Origin of the sequence: Bacillus thuringiensis, from assembly GCF_022095615.2 — a bacterium.
GTDB lineage: Bacteria > Bacillota > Bacilli > Bacillales > Bacillaceae_G > Bacillus_A > Bacillus_A cereus_AG.
The window spans coordinates 2,815,661-2,830,546 of record NZ_CP155559.1; the positions used below are offsets into that span (position 1 = coordinate 2,815,661).

Here is a 14,886-nt window from a genome sequence, read left to right on the forward strand (position 1 = left end):
CACTTAAGGAAAATTAATGTCTCCTTATCTGTTATTATTGTTTCACATAATTAATTATTTGTCCAATGAGATGCTCTTTAGGTTAAGTAATTTACTATTTTAAAAAAGCTGAAGAAGGCGCTATACGAGTACCTTTTTCAGCTTTTTATTTTAATATGCAAATTTATTTTTCCCACCCCTATTTTCCTCCTATTTGAGTTGTAAATAAGGTGTTTTTTTATAACGGTTTTTAAACTCTTGTAGCTGCTACATTATGAATACAGGAAATAAACTCATAGACAAATGTATCAATCTCCTCTTTCGTAATAATATACGGCGGAAGTAATCGAATAATATTCCCTTGTGTAACGTCAACTAACATCCCTTTCTCCATTAATTCTGCCTGTAATTTCTTCACATTTTCATTCGTATCATTCAAACTAATTCCAAACATCATACCAGCATGACGTACTTCCTGCATATAATAAGAATTTTCTTTCTGAATTTCTTGCAATTTATCATTTAAATATAGCGACGTTTCATACGCATCTTGCATTAAACCCTCGTCAATCAATGTTTGTAATACCGTTAAACCTAAAGCCGTTCCCATGGATGAATGAGCAAATGTTGTGCCATGATCTCCCGGTGAAAATACATCACATAACTTTTCACCTACAATAATTCCACCTAGTGGTATCCCGCCTCCTGCTCCCTTACCAATTTGAATAATATCTGGTGTAATATTGAAATTTTGATAAGCAAATAGTTTACCAGTTCTCCCCATACCACTTTGAACTTCATCAACGATAAGAAGTACATTATATTTCTCACATAAGTTTTGAACACCATGTAAATATTCACCTGATAAAGGGTAGATACCACCACTTCCTAATACAGGCTCTAGCATAATCGCAATTGGATTTTCTTTAACAATTGTTTCTTCTAATTGCTCTATATTCTCGCGCTCTACTTCATATACAGGAATCGATGTTTTAGGGAAATTTTGATATACACTTTCTTGTCTCGTGAAATGAAGTGCCCCTAACGTCCGCCCGTGGAAACTATTCTTCAGCACTACGATTCCTTCACGTTTTTCATGCGTAGTAGCTCTATATTTATCAATTAATTTCAACGTTGTTTCTGTCGCTTCCGTACCAGAGTTTGTAAAAAAGACTTTTCCATTTTCTAAAGAGCACTCAACTAATTTCTTTGCATACTCAATCGCAACTGGATTTAAAAAATGAAACGGTAGATGCAACGATTTCGTAACTTGATCCATTGTTGTTTGCACGATTTTCGGGTGATTGTATCCTAATACGTTCACTCCGACACCAGAAAATAAATCTACATACTCTTTACCATCCACATCATACAGTTTACAACCTTCTCCTCTTTCTATCGCAACCTTCGTACGACAATACGTAGGCATCATATATTCTTTATCTAATTGAAACCAATCCGACATGTTAAATTCCTCCTAGTTATTTTCCCTGTTTATTTCTATTCATTCTCTATAAAGTCATGTATAAATTCATTTTTAAGATTGAAATTTTAATTGTAATTTTCTTCCCGATATTCATTTTTCCATAATTTCTTCTATTTCAACAGGTCCACTACATACGCGTTTTTTTCATCTAGCGGTCTGTTACTAGTTTGAACTTTGCGTGTCATACATAATCAACGCTATAAAATCATATTTAGTAACAATGGACAAAAAAGATTTGGAGGCTATATCGATGGATGAAAACTATGATAAACAGAGGCAACCTTTACTAGGGAAAGACTTTAACGAAGATGGAGAACGTAATGAACAAGCTATTCTTCACTCTCAAACAGTTGGTTCACGTGGACCTGTTCTAGAGCAAGATAGTGTGCTTCACGAGTCGTTACAAGAATTTATTCACGAAAAAATTTTAGAAAGACCTGTTCATGTAAAAGGATTTGGTGCGTTCGGTTATTTTCAAACGATCTATCCAATGTCTGAACATACTAGACTACATTTTTTACAACATTCTAATGAGAAAGTTCCTGTTATGGTGCGGTTTTCATTAGCTGTCAGTACGAAAGGAACACCTGATACTTCTAGAAATGTACGCGGTTTCGCTACAAAATTTTATACAAATGAAGGCATTTTCGATCTTTTATGTAATCACATTCCTGTCTTTTCTGTTCGTGATCCGATGCGTTTCCCAGAAACGATTCAAGCATTGTTACCTTCACCTAAAAATAACTTAATAGACCCTAATCGATTTTGGAGCTTTGTCGCTAGAGCACCCGAATCCATTCATTTCGTTGTCCATTTATACTCTGATGCTGGTACAGCCAAAAGTCTTCGCCACATTCCAGGGCATAGTGTAAATACATATGTTTGGAGAAATGCTGAAGGTAATCGAAAGTATGTAAAGTATCATTGGTACCCATTTGAAGGTGTACAATTCATTACTAGTGAGGAAGCAAATAAACTCGCTGCCGAAAATCCTGATTATAGCGGGAAAGATTTATATGATGCAATTGCAAATGGTAAACCAGTGGAATATGGTTTATATGTCCAGCTCATGGACCCGAAAGATGAAGAGCATCTTTCTTATGACCCATTAGATGATACAAAAGTATGGGATGAAAAAGCGTATCCTCTTATACCAGTCGGCAAAATGGTATTAAATAAAAATCCTGAAAATTATATGGAGCAAGTAGAAAAAGTCGCCTTCTCCCCTTCTAATTTACTGGACGGCGCCGAATTATCAGATGATAAAATGTTGCAAGGACGTGCGAACATTTATAGTGATTCACAAAGAAGAAGAATTGGATCTGAATTCCGTAAATTGCCGGTTAACCAACAGCAAAATTGGACACCTGCTAATCAAATTACGAGCGGTGACGGAAGATACGTTGAAGGTAAACTTGAAAGAACTTCTATTACGAAACAGGATGACTTTACGCAGCCTGGTGAATTTTATGCGCAGTTACAACCGATTGAAAAAGAACATCTTGCTAAAAACTTAGCTAGTGATTTGGAAGTTATCTCCAAAGATATTAAAAAGGTCGTTTTAGGGTATTTTCATAAAGTGTCAGCTGATTTGGTGAAGAGGATTGAAAGTGCGATGCAAAAGCTTTAAGTATATAAAAAAACGTCATTTTTAAAATAAAAAATGACGTTTTTTATGGCGAAATTACTAGGAATTTCTACCGCTTCATTTACAATTATTAACGAAATTTTTCTCCTTCAAAATTTCCGTTATTTCATTTTAGATTATGGTACTCATTTCTCTTTTTCAAATAATCTTTTTCACATTGTAACGGCTTGAATTTCACTTTTTTCCCTTTCTTCTTTTTCGTTTCTATAACGATCCATTCCCCTTTTTCACCATCTAGCTTTAAGTGTTTCATTACATTGATATTATCTTTTTCTTTATAAAGAAAAAATGCTTCTTGCACTGCCACAAATAAACTAGGCTGCTCTCTAAATCCACCACTATCATAAATTTTAGTTAACGAATTATAATAAGAATCATTTTCTCTTCCGCCATACATTAAATGTGCAGCATCCAGGTCTCTTTGGCTAACTTCCCAAAAACTGTGTTCATCAATATTTAAATCAAACGTAGATTGAATGTCCCTCATAATGTGTTTCACATACTTCTCATCACGAATTTTCCTTTTTTCAAGACAATCAGAAGATAATTCTGGCGCATCCGTTTGAGAATGTACAACGTGTTGAATAGATACACATAATACAAATACGCTTAAAATGTACAATATTTTTTTCATACTTACGTTTCACCTCAAATAATTTATATACTATATTATTTGAGGTTTACAATATTCTTATGCTAACAATGTGAAAGGCCCTATAAATTGGACTTTTATAGGGCCTTTCACATTAAAATTGCTTTATCAAATTCACCGGTGAAGCAATTACCTTACTACTTTTCACATCAAATAGTCCTATTGGCGTTACCCGTATAAATGGCAAGTGCGTTGCAGAAAAGAATAAAATGGTAAATGCCGGATCGTCATACGCATAACCACGCTCTTGCAATAATTTCACCATCTGTTTCTCTTCCTGTATTAATTCACTCATTTTTAACTTAGACATAATCCCGAGCAATGGTAATGCGATTTCGTGTAATACTTCATTCTTTTCAGTTATTACCATTCCCCCGCCAATTTCTTTTACTCTATGAAAAGCTGTAAGCATATCTTCTTTGTTCTTCCCAATTAGAATGATGTCTCCGGTACCAGAATAAGAGCTAGCAAGACCTCCTAATTTATTTGCAAAACCTTTTACAACTGTATTCACTCGCCACGTACCGTCACGAGCAATCATCATTAAAAAACACTCATCATGATCTAGTGAAAGTTCATCACGGTTTAAATCAATTTCAGTCGTGTATGGTTTTGTTATAACATTATTCAATAATTGTATACCCATTTTATGCGGGAAAATCATATCCTCTTTTTCTATGGACCAGTCTAATAATAATGGAGTTACTTTGAATTTACTCCAGTCTATTTGTACTGATTCATTTTTATTTACTCCGTCGTGCTTCACCCATTTCCCCTTTGCAATTACACTTATTGGAACCGGGTTTTCTTTACTTTCTAAAATATTAATATTAGCAATTCTACCTGTCGCAATTGAACCATGTAGATGCTCCATATTATAATAACGGGCGATATTATAGCTTGCCATATGATAAGCATCTATAACTGGCACTCCTTGTTTTATCGCGGTAGATATCATTACGTTTGTCATTCCATTTTCATAAAATGAAGGATGTGAGCCGTCTGTAGTAAGAATGAATCTATCAAACTGTTTTACTCCTAGTTCCAACAATTCTTTCAGTAACACTTCTAAATCTGGGCGGATTGAAGAATTTCTTAAGGAAACCGTGTAACCGTGCATAAGACGAGAAAAAGCTTCCTGCCCTGTCATCGCTTCATGATCACAATCTGTACCTAACAGTTTTAACTTCGCTAAAGTCGTTTCAGATGCTCCTGGAAAATGCCCTTCTACTTTTTTATGTAATCGTTTCGTTTCCTGCACCCAATGTAACATTTCATCATCGCCATGTAATAACTTTGGCCACGCTGTTAGCTCGCCGCCTTGAAGAACTTCTTCGTGCTTAAGCCACTCTATTATTTCCTGACGATTAAATAAAGATTCCTCGTTTTGCAATGCAGTTTGTCCATCAAAACGACACCACCAATACATACTTGCTGGAACCTTTTCAAATTCATCTAATAAACGAAATGCTTCTTCACGTTGTAATGTGAAAAATAAAGTTAAATTATCATTAATAAAAGTCGTCGTCCCAAATTGCATCGCATGATTCGCTAACATCTCTGGATTATATAATTGATATGGATGTGCATGCGGTTCTATGTAACTAGGAACTACATAATTTCCATCACAATCAATGATTTCACATTCATGTAATTGCTCTGGCAGCTTTTCTCCTACATATATAATACGGTCATCATAGATCCAAATATTCGCTTGCATCCATTCACGTATATAGGAATTTAAGTATGTTACATTCTTTAATAATTTGTGTGGGCTTCTTGTGCCGTCTATTATTTCAACATGCTCTCGTAATTGCTTGTTACTCCATCTAAACTGATTTTCTCCCAATGAATTTCACTCCAAATCAATTTACTTTTATTTATTAAAATAAAAACAATTAACAAACTAAAGTATTCACCATTCATAACTCCCCTGTATAACCCCTATACCTTTCATTATATGGAATGATTGTAAAAATAACAATTTTCAAAATCCAAAACAAACCTCTTTGATTCTCAATAAAAAAGGATGTCATGTAACCGACATCCTTTTTATACTAAACTATATGATTGAATTACAATTGATGTCATACTATGAATGCTAATACTGTCCTTTAAAACAGGAGCCTATTCACATTCTATTCAATTATTTCTGAAATTCAATTTGCATCATTTTATTAAACTGTGTAAGAATATCAATCGGACCTAAAGAGTTAACATTGACAGCAAATGTATGCTTACCTCCAATTACTCCACCTGCAAAAGTCATAAACCCAGGGATTGCTCCTCCGTGACCCCAAACTGAAACACCGTTTGGAAGTTTAGTCTCATAGATTCCAAGGCCATATGCATCACCAACACCTTCTCCCTCTGTAGGAACTGTAGTAAGCATTTCTTTTAGCTCACGTTCCTTCAGTAACTTACCACCAAGTAATGATGAAAAGAACTTATTTAAATCGTCCGCATTAGAAATCATATCTCCAGCTGAACTACCTATACTCGGATTATAATACGTTACATCTTTCAACTCACTCGTTCCGTCAATTTTCAAATACCCTCGAGCATGATTATTGCCTGGAATAACGGTTGAATTCCCTGGTAAAAATGTGTTTGCCAAGTCCAAAGGTTCAATAATTCTCTTTTCAATTTCTTCCGCATAACTATTTCCAGTTATTTTTTCAATAAGCATTCCTAGTATTACGTATCCTGTATTTGAATATGACCATCCCTTGCCTGGTGAAAAATCTTGCGGATAAGAAAGTCCAATTTTCACTAGTTCTTCAGCTGTATACGATTTTCTTGTATTCGTAAAGTCCGCGTCTTTTGACTTTAAATATTCAGCTATACCACTCGTATGATTCAAAAGTTGACGTATCGTAATTTGATTGCCATCATACCCATTTCCTTGTACGAGACCCGGTAACCATTTTTCAATTGAATCGTCAAGTTGCACGCGATTTTCTCCTACTAATTGAAGAACAGTCGTAGCAGTAAAAGTCTTCGTCACACTAGCAATCCGAAAGCGATAATCTGATTTCATCGATTTCTTTGTACTTAAATCCGCGACGCCAGCATTATAACTACTAATTTTTCCGTTATTATACGTCTTAACTAATACCCCTGGCGCTCCAACTTGGATTGTTTCTTGCATGACTCGTTTCCAGCCATTCCGACTCTTTTGATCATGTGCTTCTGACGAACTAGAAATATTTTGAGTAGACTCTGCTTTCACAGTAAAACCTGGTGTGAATAAAGTAGTACCCGCTAATAAGACTGCCAAACTCGCTAACTTAATTGAAGAACATTTTTTCATAAGGCTTTCTCTCCTCTATTCATATCGTATTGATTCAAGCTATACTTTCATCCTATATGATAAACCTCTCTTTTTTCTTATCCATTCCTTACGAAATACTTACTTTCAAAATTAGACGACCAGATGGGGAAAAATAATGTATGAAAATAAAAAAAGAACGTGTTTTCAATTTATCAAAACACGTTCTCTTACATACTTAAAACCCTATATCAACTTTTTAGTTCATTCACTTTTACCATCCTGCACTAGCGTTCATGCCATTCCCGATAATAGTAAGAAGTAATGGCCACAGCACTGGCGCTAACATAAGAAATAGATTAAACAGTATAAGTATTCTATATCTCCCAGGGATATTATAATTTTTACGATTAACAAATACTACAAAAACTAATAATATTATGGTCGTTACAAATAAAAGTAACACTAACAACCAATACCAAACCATTAAACTGAGACTCCATGGCTGTAATAGTTCGTGTACAATACCAAATGTAATTCCTAATACTGCAAAACTAAAGGTAGTAATTGTTGCTTTGATAAACAATTTACTTAATTTTTTATCGTATGTATACTTACAATATAAATCTATTAACGTGTATAAAGATAAAAAGGCCATTATTACACCTATCCAAGACAATAACCAGTCTCCGCCTCCTCTAACTAACATAAACAGAAACCAACACATCCCTGCTGTAGAAAAAATAAAGGAAAGGAGTATGTTTTTCAATACCGGTTTCATTCTATTTTCACACCCTTACAAAAATTTAAATATAAATTATATTTTTTATTTACATGATACCCGTAATTGATTCATCTCTTTTTCATTCTATATTGATGAAGTGAAGATAACCTCAAAAAAAATTCAACGAGCAATACTCTACTAAGGCTACCTTTTTCCATTGGTAGAGATATAAAGTGAAACTTTAATCAGTGGGGGTTTTCTCCATCCCCCACTGATTATTAGTTGAACCAATCGGACTTTTATGGGCAGTTGATCCCCCACCTAAATTCTTTGCTTTCGCTGCATTTTGAGGTGGGGGTCTTACTGCCCATTAAAGCGGGATAAAAAAGTAAGTATACATTACCATGTAATTAAATATAAGTAAATGAAATTAATTTACAGTTCATTTCATTTACTTATATTAATGTCACGCTTTCCCGTCTCGCTCTATCCATCGTACAGTCTTCTCTACATCTAACTCCGTATACGTCTTTTCTCCATATCGGACAGACTCATATATCGGAATAATATCCCCCGTTCTACAAATTCTGCTTAACCATTGTTGCATCGTTTCATAGGACCTTCTCTGTTCATGAAATGGTAAAGTTCTTTCCCATTCAACTAACGTTTTCCTTATCGTATCTTTAGGTAACGGCTGTTCAAACTGATGCATCACTTTCTTGTTCTTTTCGGTTCTATCCGTATTTTCTTTTGTTATCGATTGTTTATCCTGTTCTATTTCTGATTTCGTTACCTTTTTCCTCATTAATTTATAAAAAGCATATAGAATGATCACTGCAATAATTACATAAAAAATGATACTAATCCATGCATTTGAAAGAACAGAAAACACGTCATTCCATGAATTCCCCTGTTTGAAAAGCGGGATTTTCCTATCTATTTTCGTTCTGGTGTCTACAACTCCTGTTTCTTCATCTATAATTCTTTCAGGCTCATCAAACTGTTCGTTTATACTAGTAAAATCATAATTTCTTTCCGATATTATCTTAGTCTTACTGGAAAAACGTTCTTTTATTATTTCTTGCACATGCACAACACCTTGTGATAACGTTATCGCACTAACCGTAAAGAAAAGTATGATGAAAACTCTAATACTCCAAGTTTTCACTTTCATATGTCGCTCTTTATTAGCCATGTCGTAAACCCCTTCTTATTCTTTAATTACGACCCATTTATTCGTTCTGCTGTTTTTCCTTGGTGAAGTACCAAGAATTAAAGGAACTGCATCCAGTTCCTTACGACGAAAGCCTGCTGTGTAAAAATAAGAAGAAGATACAGGCGTATCCTGATCCGATATTGAGGCAAGTACCTTTAATACATTTTGCAAATGTTTCCGGTTATCCCCATTTTTTATATGAAGCAAACCGTTATCTTTTACACTATTGATCCATACTTCAAATGAACAGTTTTGCATGAGCAGCTGTTTACATATGCCTGCCGTTAATTCGATTAGTTCCTCTGTATCATTTCGCAAAGAAACACCACTTTTGTTTTGCAGGTTGAGATAAATCGCGTATTTATCTAATTGCGTTCGCTCATACTTTTTCGCAGTTATCGTCCCTGTTTTCGCTGTTGCACTCCAGTGGATAGAACGAAAATCTTCATTTTCATACGACTTCACTCCCATTACTTTCGTTTCATCATATAGCGGTGAAGACATCGCTTTTCGAAATCCCCGTGACCATTCTTGTAATTCAGGCACTTGTATTTTCGGCACAGCTGGTAAAACTAAATAGGAGGGCGTATCAACTTGTTTATATGTTATATGGTTCGTTATGAATCCAAAGAGATCAGTAATGACAATTTCAACTTCTTCCCATTTCGCAATTCCTCTTTTTAACGCTACAGCTTGCAAATTAAATGAAATTGACTCTCTTCCTTTTAAATTAAAATTCATATAATAATTTGAACCTGTATTATGATTTTTGTTTATTTCATCATGATTCCAAGTTAGCTTATTTTCACATTTAAATCGAAATACGATATTAAGAATAGGAAATATCGACTTGTTTGAAACTTTCATTTTGCACATATTCGTTTCACCTATAAAAACATTTGCATTCCCTTGACTGTATTCCCATTCAACACGAGATACTTTACGAATGTATACATGCATCGCACCTATTAAAATTACATACAAAAATACGAGAGATAAAAACAGTAGATTACTTGAAAATACACATAAAATAACGGCTACAGCTGACATAACTCCCATTACGAAAGGCTCCGCTAAAGGTGTATACACAAGTTGTTGATTCATCGTACATTCTCCACTGGCACACTAATCGCACCAAGAATTTCTTTCATGATTTGTTCTTTCGTCGTTTTCATCTCCCCCTCAATCGTTAACGTTAAACGATGAGCGCAAACAGATGCAGCAAGCGTCTTAATATCATCTGGCGTACAATAATCTCTTTCATTTAATATTGCCCGTGCTTGAATCGCTCTCATAAATGCCAACGTCCCCCGCGGGCTTACACCAATTTCAATTAACTCATGTTTACGCGTTGCCTCAATAATTTCAAGTATATAATCTTGCACATCATTCCCTACTAACACTTCTCTTGCACGTTTCTGCACTGTAATAATTTCTTCAGCTGAAATAATTGAATGTAACGTTTCTAACGGATCATTCGTTTGAAAACGATTCATCATCTCCTTTTCTGCTTCTCTCGTAGGATAACCTTGACGTATAGTTAGTAAAAAACGGTCTAGTTGAGCATCAGGTAAAGGAAATGTACCAGCCGATTCAAGCGGATTTTGCGTTGCAATAACTAAAAAAGGCTCTGGTAATGAATGTGTCTGTTTCGCAATTGTAACAGTACGTTCTTCCATCACTTCCAGTAGCGAAGATTGTGTTCTCGGTACAGCACGATTAATTTCATCCACTACTACTATATTTGCAAAAATAGGACCTAACCTCGTTTTAAATTCCGATTCCTTCACATCAAAATATTCAAGACCAATAACATCTCCAGGCAAAGTATCCGCTGTGAATTGAATTCTTTGAAATTTAGCGTCTACACTTTTAGCCAAACTTTTCGCTAATGTTGTTTTCCCAGTCCCAGGTACATCCTCTAATAAAATATGCCCTCTTGCTATAAGAGCTATAGCTGCAAGTTCAATCGCTTCATCTTTTCCTATAATAACCTTTGAAATATTGTTCGTAATTTTCTTTAATGTACTCATATATGTATCTCCCACCTTTATTTATTCTGAAAATTAAGAATTATTCATTTCCAAATTATAACACATCGTAGTAGAAGTAAATATATTCCTATCAAAATAAAAAAAGATACCCCTAGCAAACGCTTAGGATATCTTTTTCACCATATTATTTTACTAACTCTCCATTATAAGCTTTTATATCTAGAGGAGCGGTTAAAAACTGTTTTACTTTACTGACGAAAGATGTGAAGTGTTCACTCGTATTATGACTCGCAACTGCTGCTTCATCTTTCCAAACTTCTATCATCGTATAAACATTTTCATGTTCTGTATCTTTGTAAAAGTCATAGGATACATTTCCACTTTCTTCTCTTGAACCATGAAGTAGTGGCTGAATTTCTTCTAAAAATGATTGTTGTTTCGCTGGATCTACTTGAAATATTGCGTGAATTATAATCATGGTGTTTCCCCTCTCATATCTCACTTATTTCTGTCTTGTTATAAAATTACTTCCACTCAGCAACTTTTTCAATTGGAAGGCGTACTGATTGGTAACCACTGTCAGCAGCTTTTCCGATTGAAATTAACATTACTGGTACGTGACGTTCTTTGTCTAGTCCGAAAGCTTCTGCGATTTGATCTTTCTCAAAACCACCAATTGGACAAGTGTCATAGCCGTGAGCACGAGCTGCTAGCATAAATTGCATCGCTACAAGACCACCGTCAATAAGTACTGTGTCTTTCATTACTTCTGGTGTAACCATTGAGAAGTAAGCTGAAAGTTTTTTCATTTGATCTTCTTTTACTTCAGCTGGCATAAGTCCGCGCTCTACTGCTGTACCGTAAATTTCTTCTGCGTTATCAAAGTTGTTTAAGTCACCAAATACAGCAATCATTGCTGAAGATGTTTCTACTTGAGATTGATTGAATTTCGCAAGTGGCGCAAGTGTTGCTTTTGCTTCGTCACTTTCAATCACAAGGAATCTCCATGGTTGCATGTTTACAGATGATGGTGCAAGCGTTGCTTCTGTAAGAATTTCTGTCATTTCTTCTTTGCTAATTTTCACTGCAGGATCGTACTTACGAATTGAACGGCGTCCTGTTAAAATTTCGTTAAAATCATTTGTTTTTACTGAGTTAGTCATAGTTGTATTCTCCCTTTTTTAAAGTTCTTTTATATTTTCTTGAATGTGATTTAACATATTTAAAAGATTGTCGCGTTCTTCCTCACTTAATCCTTTAAATGCAGATGCTGCAAAACGTTCTTTTTCCTCTTGAAACGCTTGAATTTTATTTCGTCCCTCTTCAGTAAGAGAAACTAACGTAATTCTGTTATCGTCTGGATTTTTACGTCTTGTAATCATTCCGTTTGCTTCCAGTTGCTTTAAATGCCTTGTAATCGCAGCATTATCAATATTCACTTCTTGTTGAAGTGCTTTTTGACTAATTTCACCTACTTCATATAACTGAAGTATAAGCTCTAATCGAGACTGGCTCATACCCGTACATCCTTCAAACTTCGAACTTACTTCTTTATTTAGAAAGTGTAATTTATATAAAATAATCGCTTCTTTTGAGCATGAACTTGTCAAATTACCCCTCCTTTACATCCAACCCAAAAATGTTTGATGTATCAATAGTTGATATGTCAATTAATATAATCTATATCGATTTAGAATGCAAGCTTTTTGTTTTCATTTATATTTTTCCAAATTAAGGCGCTTTGTCACGTTACAAAAAATGTAAATTACATTATAATAGTAATAATTTAAATGACTGGAGAGTGATTGTAATGCGGCAATACACAAATAGAAATGAGGAAATGAAAATGGAAAATGAAATGAGGATATTTATATATGACAACAATAAATATAGGGATTGTCGCGCACGTAGACGCTGGCAAGACGAGTTTGACTGAGCGTATTCTTTATGAAACAAATGTGATTAAAGAAGTTGGCCGAGTTGATAGTGGAAGCACGCAAACTGACTCAATGGAATTAGAAAGACAACGCGGAATTACGATTAAAGCATCTGTCGTTTCTTTCTTTATTGATGATGTAAAAGTAAATGTCATTGATACACCTGGACACGCTGATTTTATCGCTGAAGTGGAGCGATCATTCAGCGTTTTAGACGGTGCAATCTTAGTGATTTCTGCCGTTGAAGGTGTGCAAGCACAAACAAAAATTTTAATGCGAACATTACAGAAACTAAACATACCGACTATTTTATTTGTTAATAAAATTGATCGTAGTGGCGCAAATAGTGAAAAAGTTGTAAAGCAAATAAAAACGATTCTTTCAAATGAAGCATTCCCCTTCTACTCTGTCCAAAACGAAGGAACAAAGGAAGCTCGTATTATTGAATATAAATCATATGACGATTGTATTGAACGATTAGCACCTTATAATGAATCATTACTTGAGTCATATGTAAATAACGAAATCGTAACGGACGCACTATTAAGAAAAGAACTAGAAAAACAAATACAGCAAGCAAATGTGTATCCTATCTTTTTCGGTTCAGCAATGACAGGTATAGGAGTAACTGAATTGCTTAAAAATATTTCAGCCTTATTTCCAGCTAATAAATCGGCAGAAAATGAAATATTATCCGGTGTTGTTTTTAAAATTGAACGTGAATCTTCCGGAGAAAAGATTGCTTATGTAAGACTTTTTTCAGGTAGTTTACACGTCAGAAAATATGTGGATATACAGCGTGGAGAGTCTCTACCGCATAAGGAAAAGATTAAAAAAATGTGCCTATTTCATAATGGAGATGCCGTTCAAACTTCTACCGTTCCAAGCGGTGATTTTTGTAAAGTGTGGGGACTGAGTGATATTAAAATTGGTGATATTATTGGTGAACGGACGGATTATATAAAAGATATTCACTTTGCCGAACCACAAATGGAAGCTGCTATTGATGCAGTACCTACGGAACGAATTCATGATTTATACGCTGCACTTATGGAACTATGTGAAGAAGATCCACTCATTCAAGTGTGGAAAGATGATGTTCATAATGAACTATATATTCGCCTTTTCGGTGAAGTACAAAAAGAAGTAATTGAAACGACTCTTTTTGAGAAATATAATTTGCAGGTTACTTTTTCAGATACGCGAGTTGTATGTATTGAGACACCAATTGGCGTAGGTAATAACGTTGAAGTAATGGGTGAAAAAGAGAATCCATTTTACGCAACTATTGGTTTTAAAATTGAACGTGGTGAACTTAACTCTGGCATAACGTATAACTTAGGTGTTGAGCTTGGATCACTACCTTTAGCATTTCATAAAGCAATTGAAGATACAGTATTTCAAACGTTAAAACAAGGTTTATACGGATGGGAAGTTACGGACATTTCCGTCACACTTACACATACCGGTTATGCTAGTCCTGTTACAACAGCGAGTGACTTTAGAAACTTAACACCGCTCGTTTTAATGGATGCTTTAAAACAAGCTGAAACATATGTATATGAACCAGTTAATGAGTTTGAATTAACTGTACCGGAGCAGGCAATTAGTACCGCAATGTATAAGCTTGCTGCTATTCCAGCAACTTTTGCAGAGCCTATATTATATAATGATTCTTACCAATTAACAGGAGCGTTACCTATTGCAAAAACAGAGAATTTTAAAAGAATGCTCCATTCATTTACAGAAGGAGAAGGCATCTTTACAACAAAACCAGGTGGTTTTACAAAACTAAAGGAGCCCTTTCCTACTCGTAAACGTGTTGATTATAATCCACTGAATCGTAAGGAGTATTTGCTTTATGTGTTGAAGGCTTATTAAAGTAAAACGCGCTGGGTTCTCCTCAGCGTGTTTTACTATTAAAAATAGTTTGATTAAATGACTGAATTTTCTGAATTATTTTGAGAAATTTTTAAATT

General features: G+C 34.8%; 13 protein-coding genes. 2 read left to right on the forward strand and 11 right to left on the reverse strand.

The window, feature by feature from the left end; genetic code table 11:
- Window positions 1–229: 229 nt before the first annotated feature.
- Window positions 230–1,444 carry an aspartate aminotransferase family protein gene (locus KZZ19_RS14640; protein ID WP_237980099.1) on the reverse strand — a complete coding sequence of 405 codons (1,215 nt, stop codon included), beginning with the start codon at window positions 1,442–1,444 and terminating at the stop codon, window positions 230–232.
- 271 nt (window positions 1,445–1,715) lie between these two features.
- Here KZZ19_RS14640 and KZZ19_RS14645 point away from each other — a divergent pair, with 271 nt between their 5' ends.
- Window positions 1,716–3,095, forward strand: coding sequence for a catalase (locus tag KZZ19_RS14645; RefSeq protein ID WP_237980098.1), 1,380 nt, complete (start codon window positions 1,716–1,718; stop codon window positions 3,093–3,095).
- 124 nt (window positions 3,096–3,219) lie between these two features.
- Here the strand turns inward: KZZ19_RS14645 and KZZ19_RS14650 are convergent, their stop codons facing one another.
- The 10 genes from KZZ19_RS14650 to KZZ19_RS14695 all read right to left on the reverse strand — a co-directional run bounded on the left by KZZ19_RS14650 (window position 3,220) and on the right by KZZ19_RS14695 (window position 12,580).
- Entirely contained in the window at window positions 3,220–3,747 is a 528-nt protein-coding gene (locus KZZ19_RS14650) for a hypothetical protein (RefSeq protein WP_237980097.1), read from the reverse strand.
- Window positions 3,748–3,859: 112 nt separating this feature from the next.
- A complete protein-coding gene (locus KZZ19_RS14655) occupies window positions 3,860–5,614 on the reverse strand; it encodes an adenine deaminase C-terminal domain-containing protein (RefSeq protein WP_237980096.1) in 1,755 nt (584 codons plus the stop codon).
- Between the two features lie 297 nt (window positions 5,615–5,911).
- The gene (locus tag KZZ19_RS14660; protein ID WP_237980095.1) at window positions 5,912–7,078 is read right to left on the reverse strand and encodes a serine hydrolase domain-containing protein; all 1,167 of its coding nucleotides are present in this window, start codon (window positions 7,076–7,078) and stop codon (window positions 5,912–5,914) included.
- Between the two features lie 232 nt (window positions 7,079–7,310).
- Window positions 7,311–7,817: a DUF3902 family protein gene (locus KZZ19_RS14665; RefSeq protein WP_237980094.1), complete on the reverse strand. Its 507-nt coding sequence runs from the start codon at window positions 7,815–7,817 to the stop codon at window positions 7,311–7,313.
- Window positions 7,818–8,226: 409 nt separating this feature from the next.
- Window positions 8,227–8,955, reverse strand: a complete 729-nt coding sequence (locus tag KZZ19_RS14670) for a signal peptidase II (RefSeq protein ID WP_237980093.1) — start codon at window positions 8,953–8,955, stop codon at window positions 8,227–8,229.
- 15 nt (window positions 8,956–8,970) lie between these two features.
- On the reverse strand, window positions 8,971–10,080 hold the full coding sequence (locus KZZ19_RS14675; protein ID WP_237980092.1) for a DUF58 domain-containing protein: 1,110 nt from the start codon (window positions 10,078–10,080) through the stop codon (window positions 8,971–8,973).
- Complete coding sequence (locus KZZ19_RS14680; RefSeq protein ID WP_237980091.1) at window positions 10,077–11,009, reverse strand: AAA family ATPase; 933 nt, start codon at window positions 11,007–11,009, stop codon at window positions 10,077–10,079. Before KZZ19_RS14680 ends, KZZ19_RS14675 begins: the two co-directional genes overlap by 4 nt.
- Window positions 11,010–11,154: 145 nt before the next feature.
- Entirely contained in the window at window positions 11,155–11,448 is a 294-nt protein-coding gene (locus tag KZZ19_RS14685; protein WP_237980090.1) for a putative quinol monooxygenase, read from the reverse strand.
- A 46-nt stretch (window positions 11,449–11,494) separates the two neighbouring features.
- The gene (locus KZZ19_RS14690) at window positions 11,495–12,133 is read right to left on the reverse strand and encodes a nitroreductase family protein (protein WP_237980089.1); all 639 of its coding nucleotides are present in this window, start codon (window positions 12,131–12,133) and stop codon (window positions 11,495–11,497) included.
- Window positions 12,134–12,151: 18 nt separating this feature from the next.
- A complete protein-coding gene (locus KZZ19_RS14695; protein ID WP_050844104.1) occupies window positions 12,152–12,580 on the reverse strand; it encodes a MarR family winged helix-turn-helix transcriptional regulator in 429 nt (142 codons plus the stop codon).
- A 264-nt stretch (window positions 12,581–12,844) separates the two neighbouring features.
- On the opposite strand from KZZ19_RS14695, the gene KZZ19_RS14700 reads away from it, so the two are divergent.
- Window positions 12,845–14,788: an elongation factor G gene (locus KZZ19_RS14700; protein ID WP_237980088.1), complete on the forward strand. Its 1,944-nt coding sequence runs from the start codon at window positions 12,845–12,847 to the stop codon at window positions 14,786–14,788.
- The last annotated feature ends 98 nt before the right edge of the window (window positions 14,789–14,886 follow it).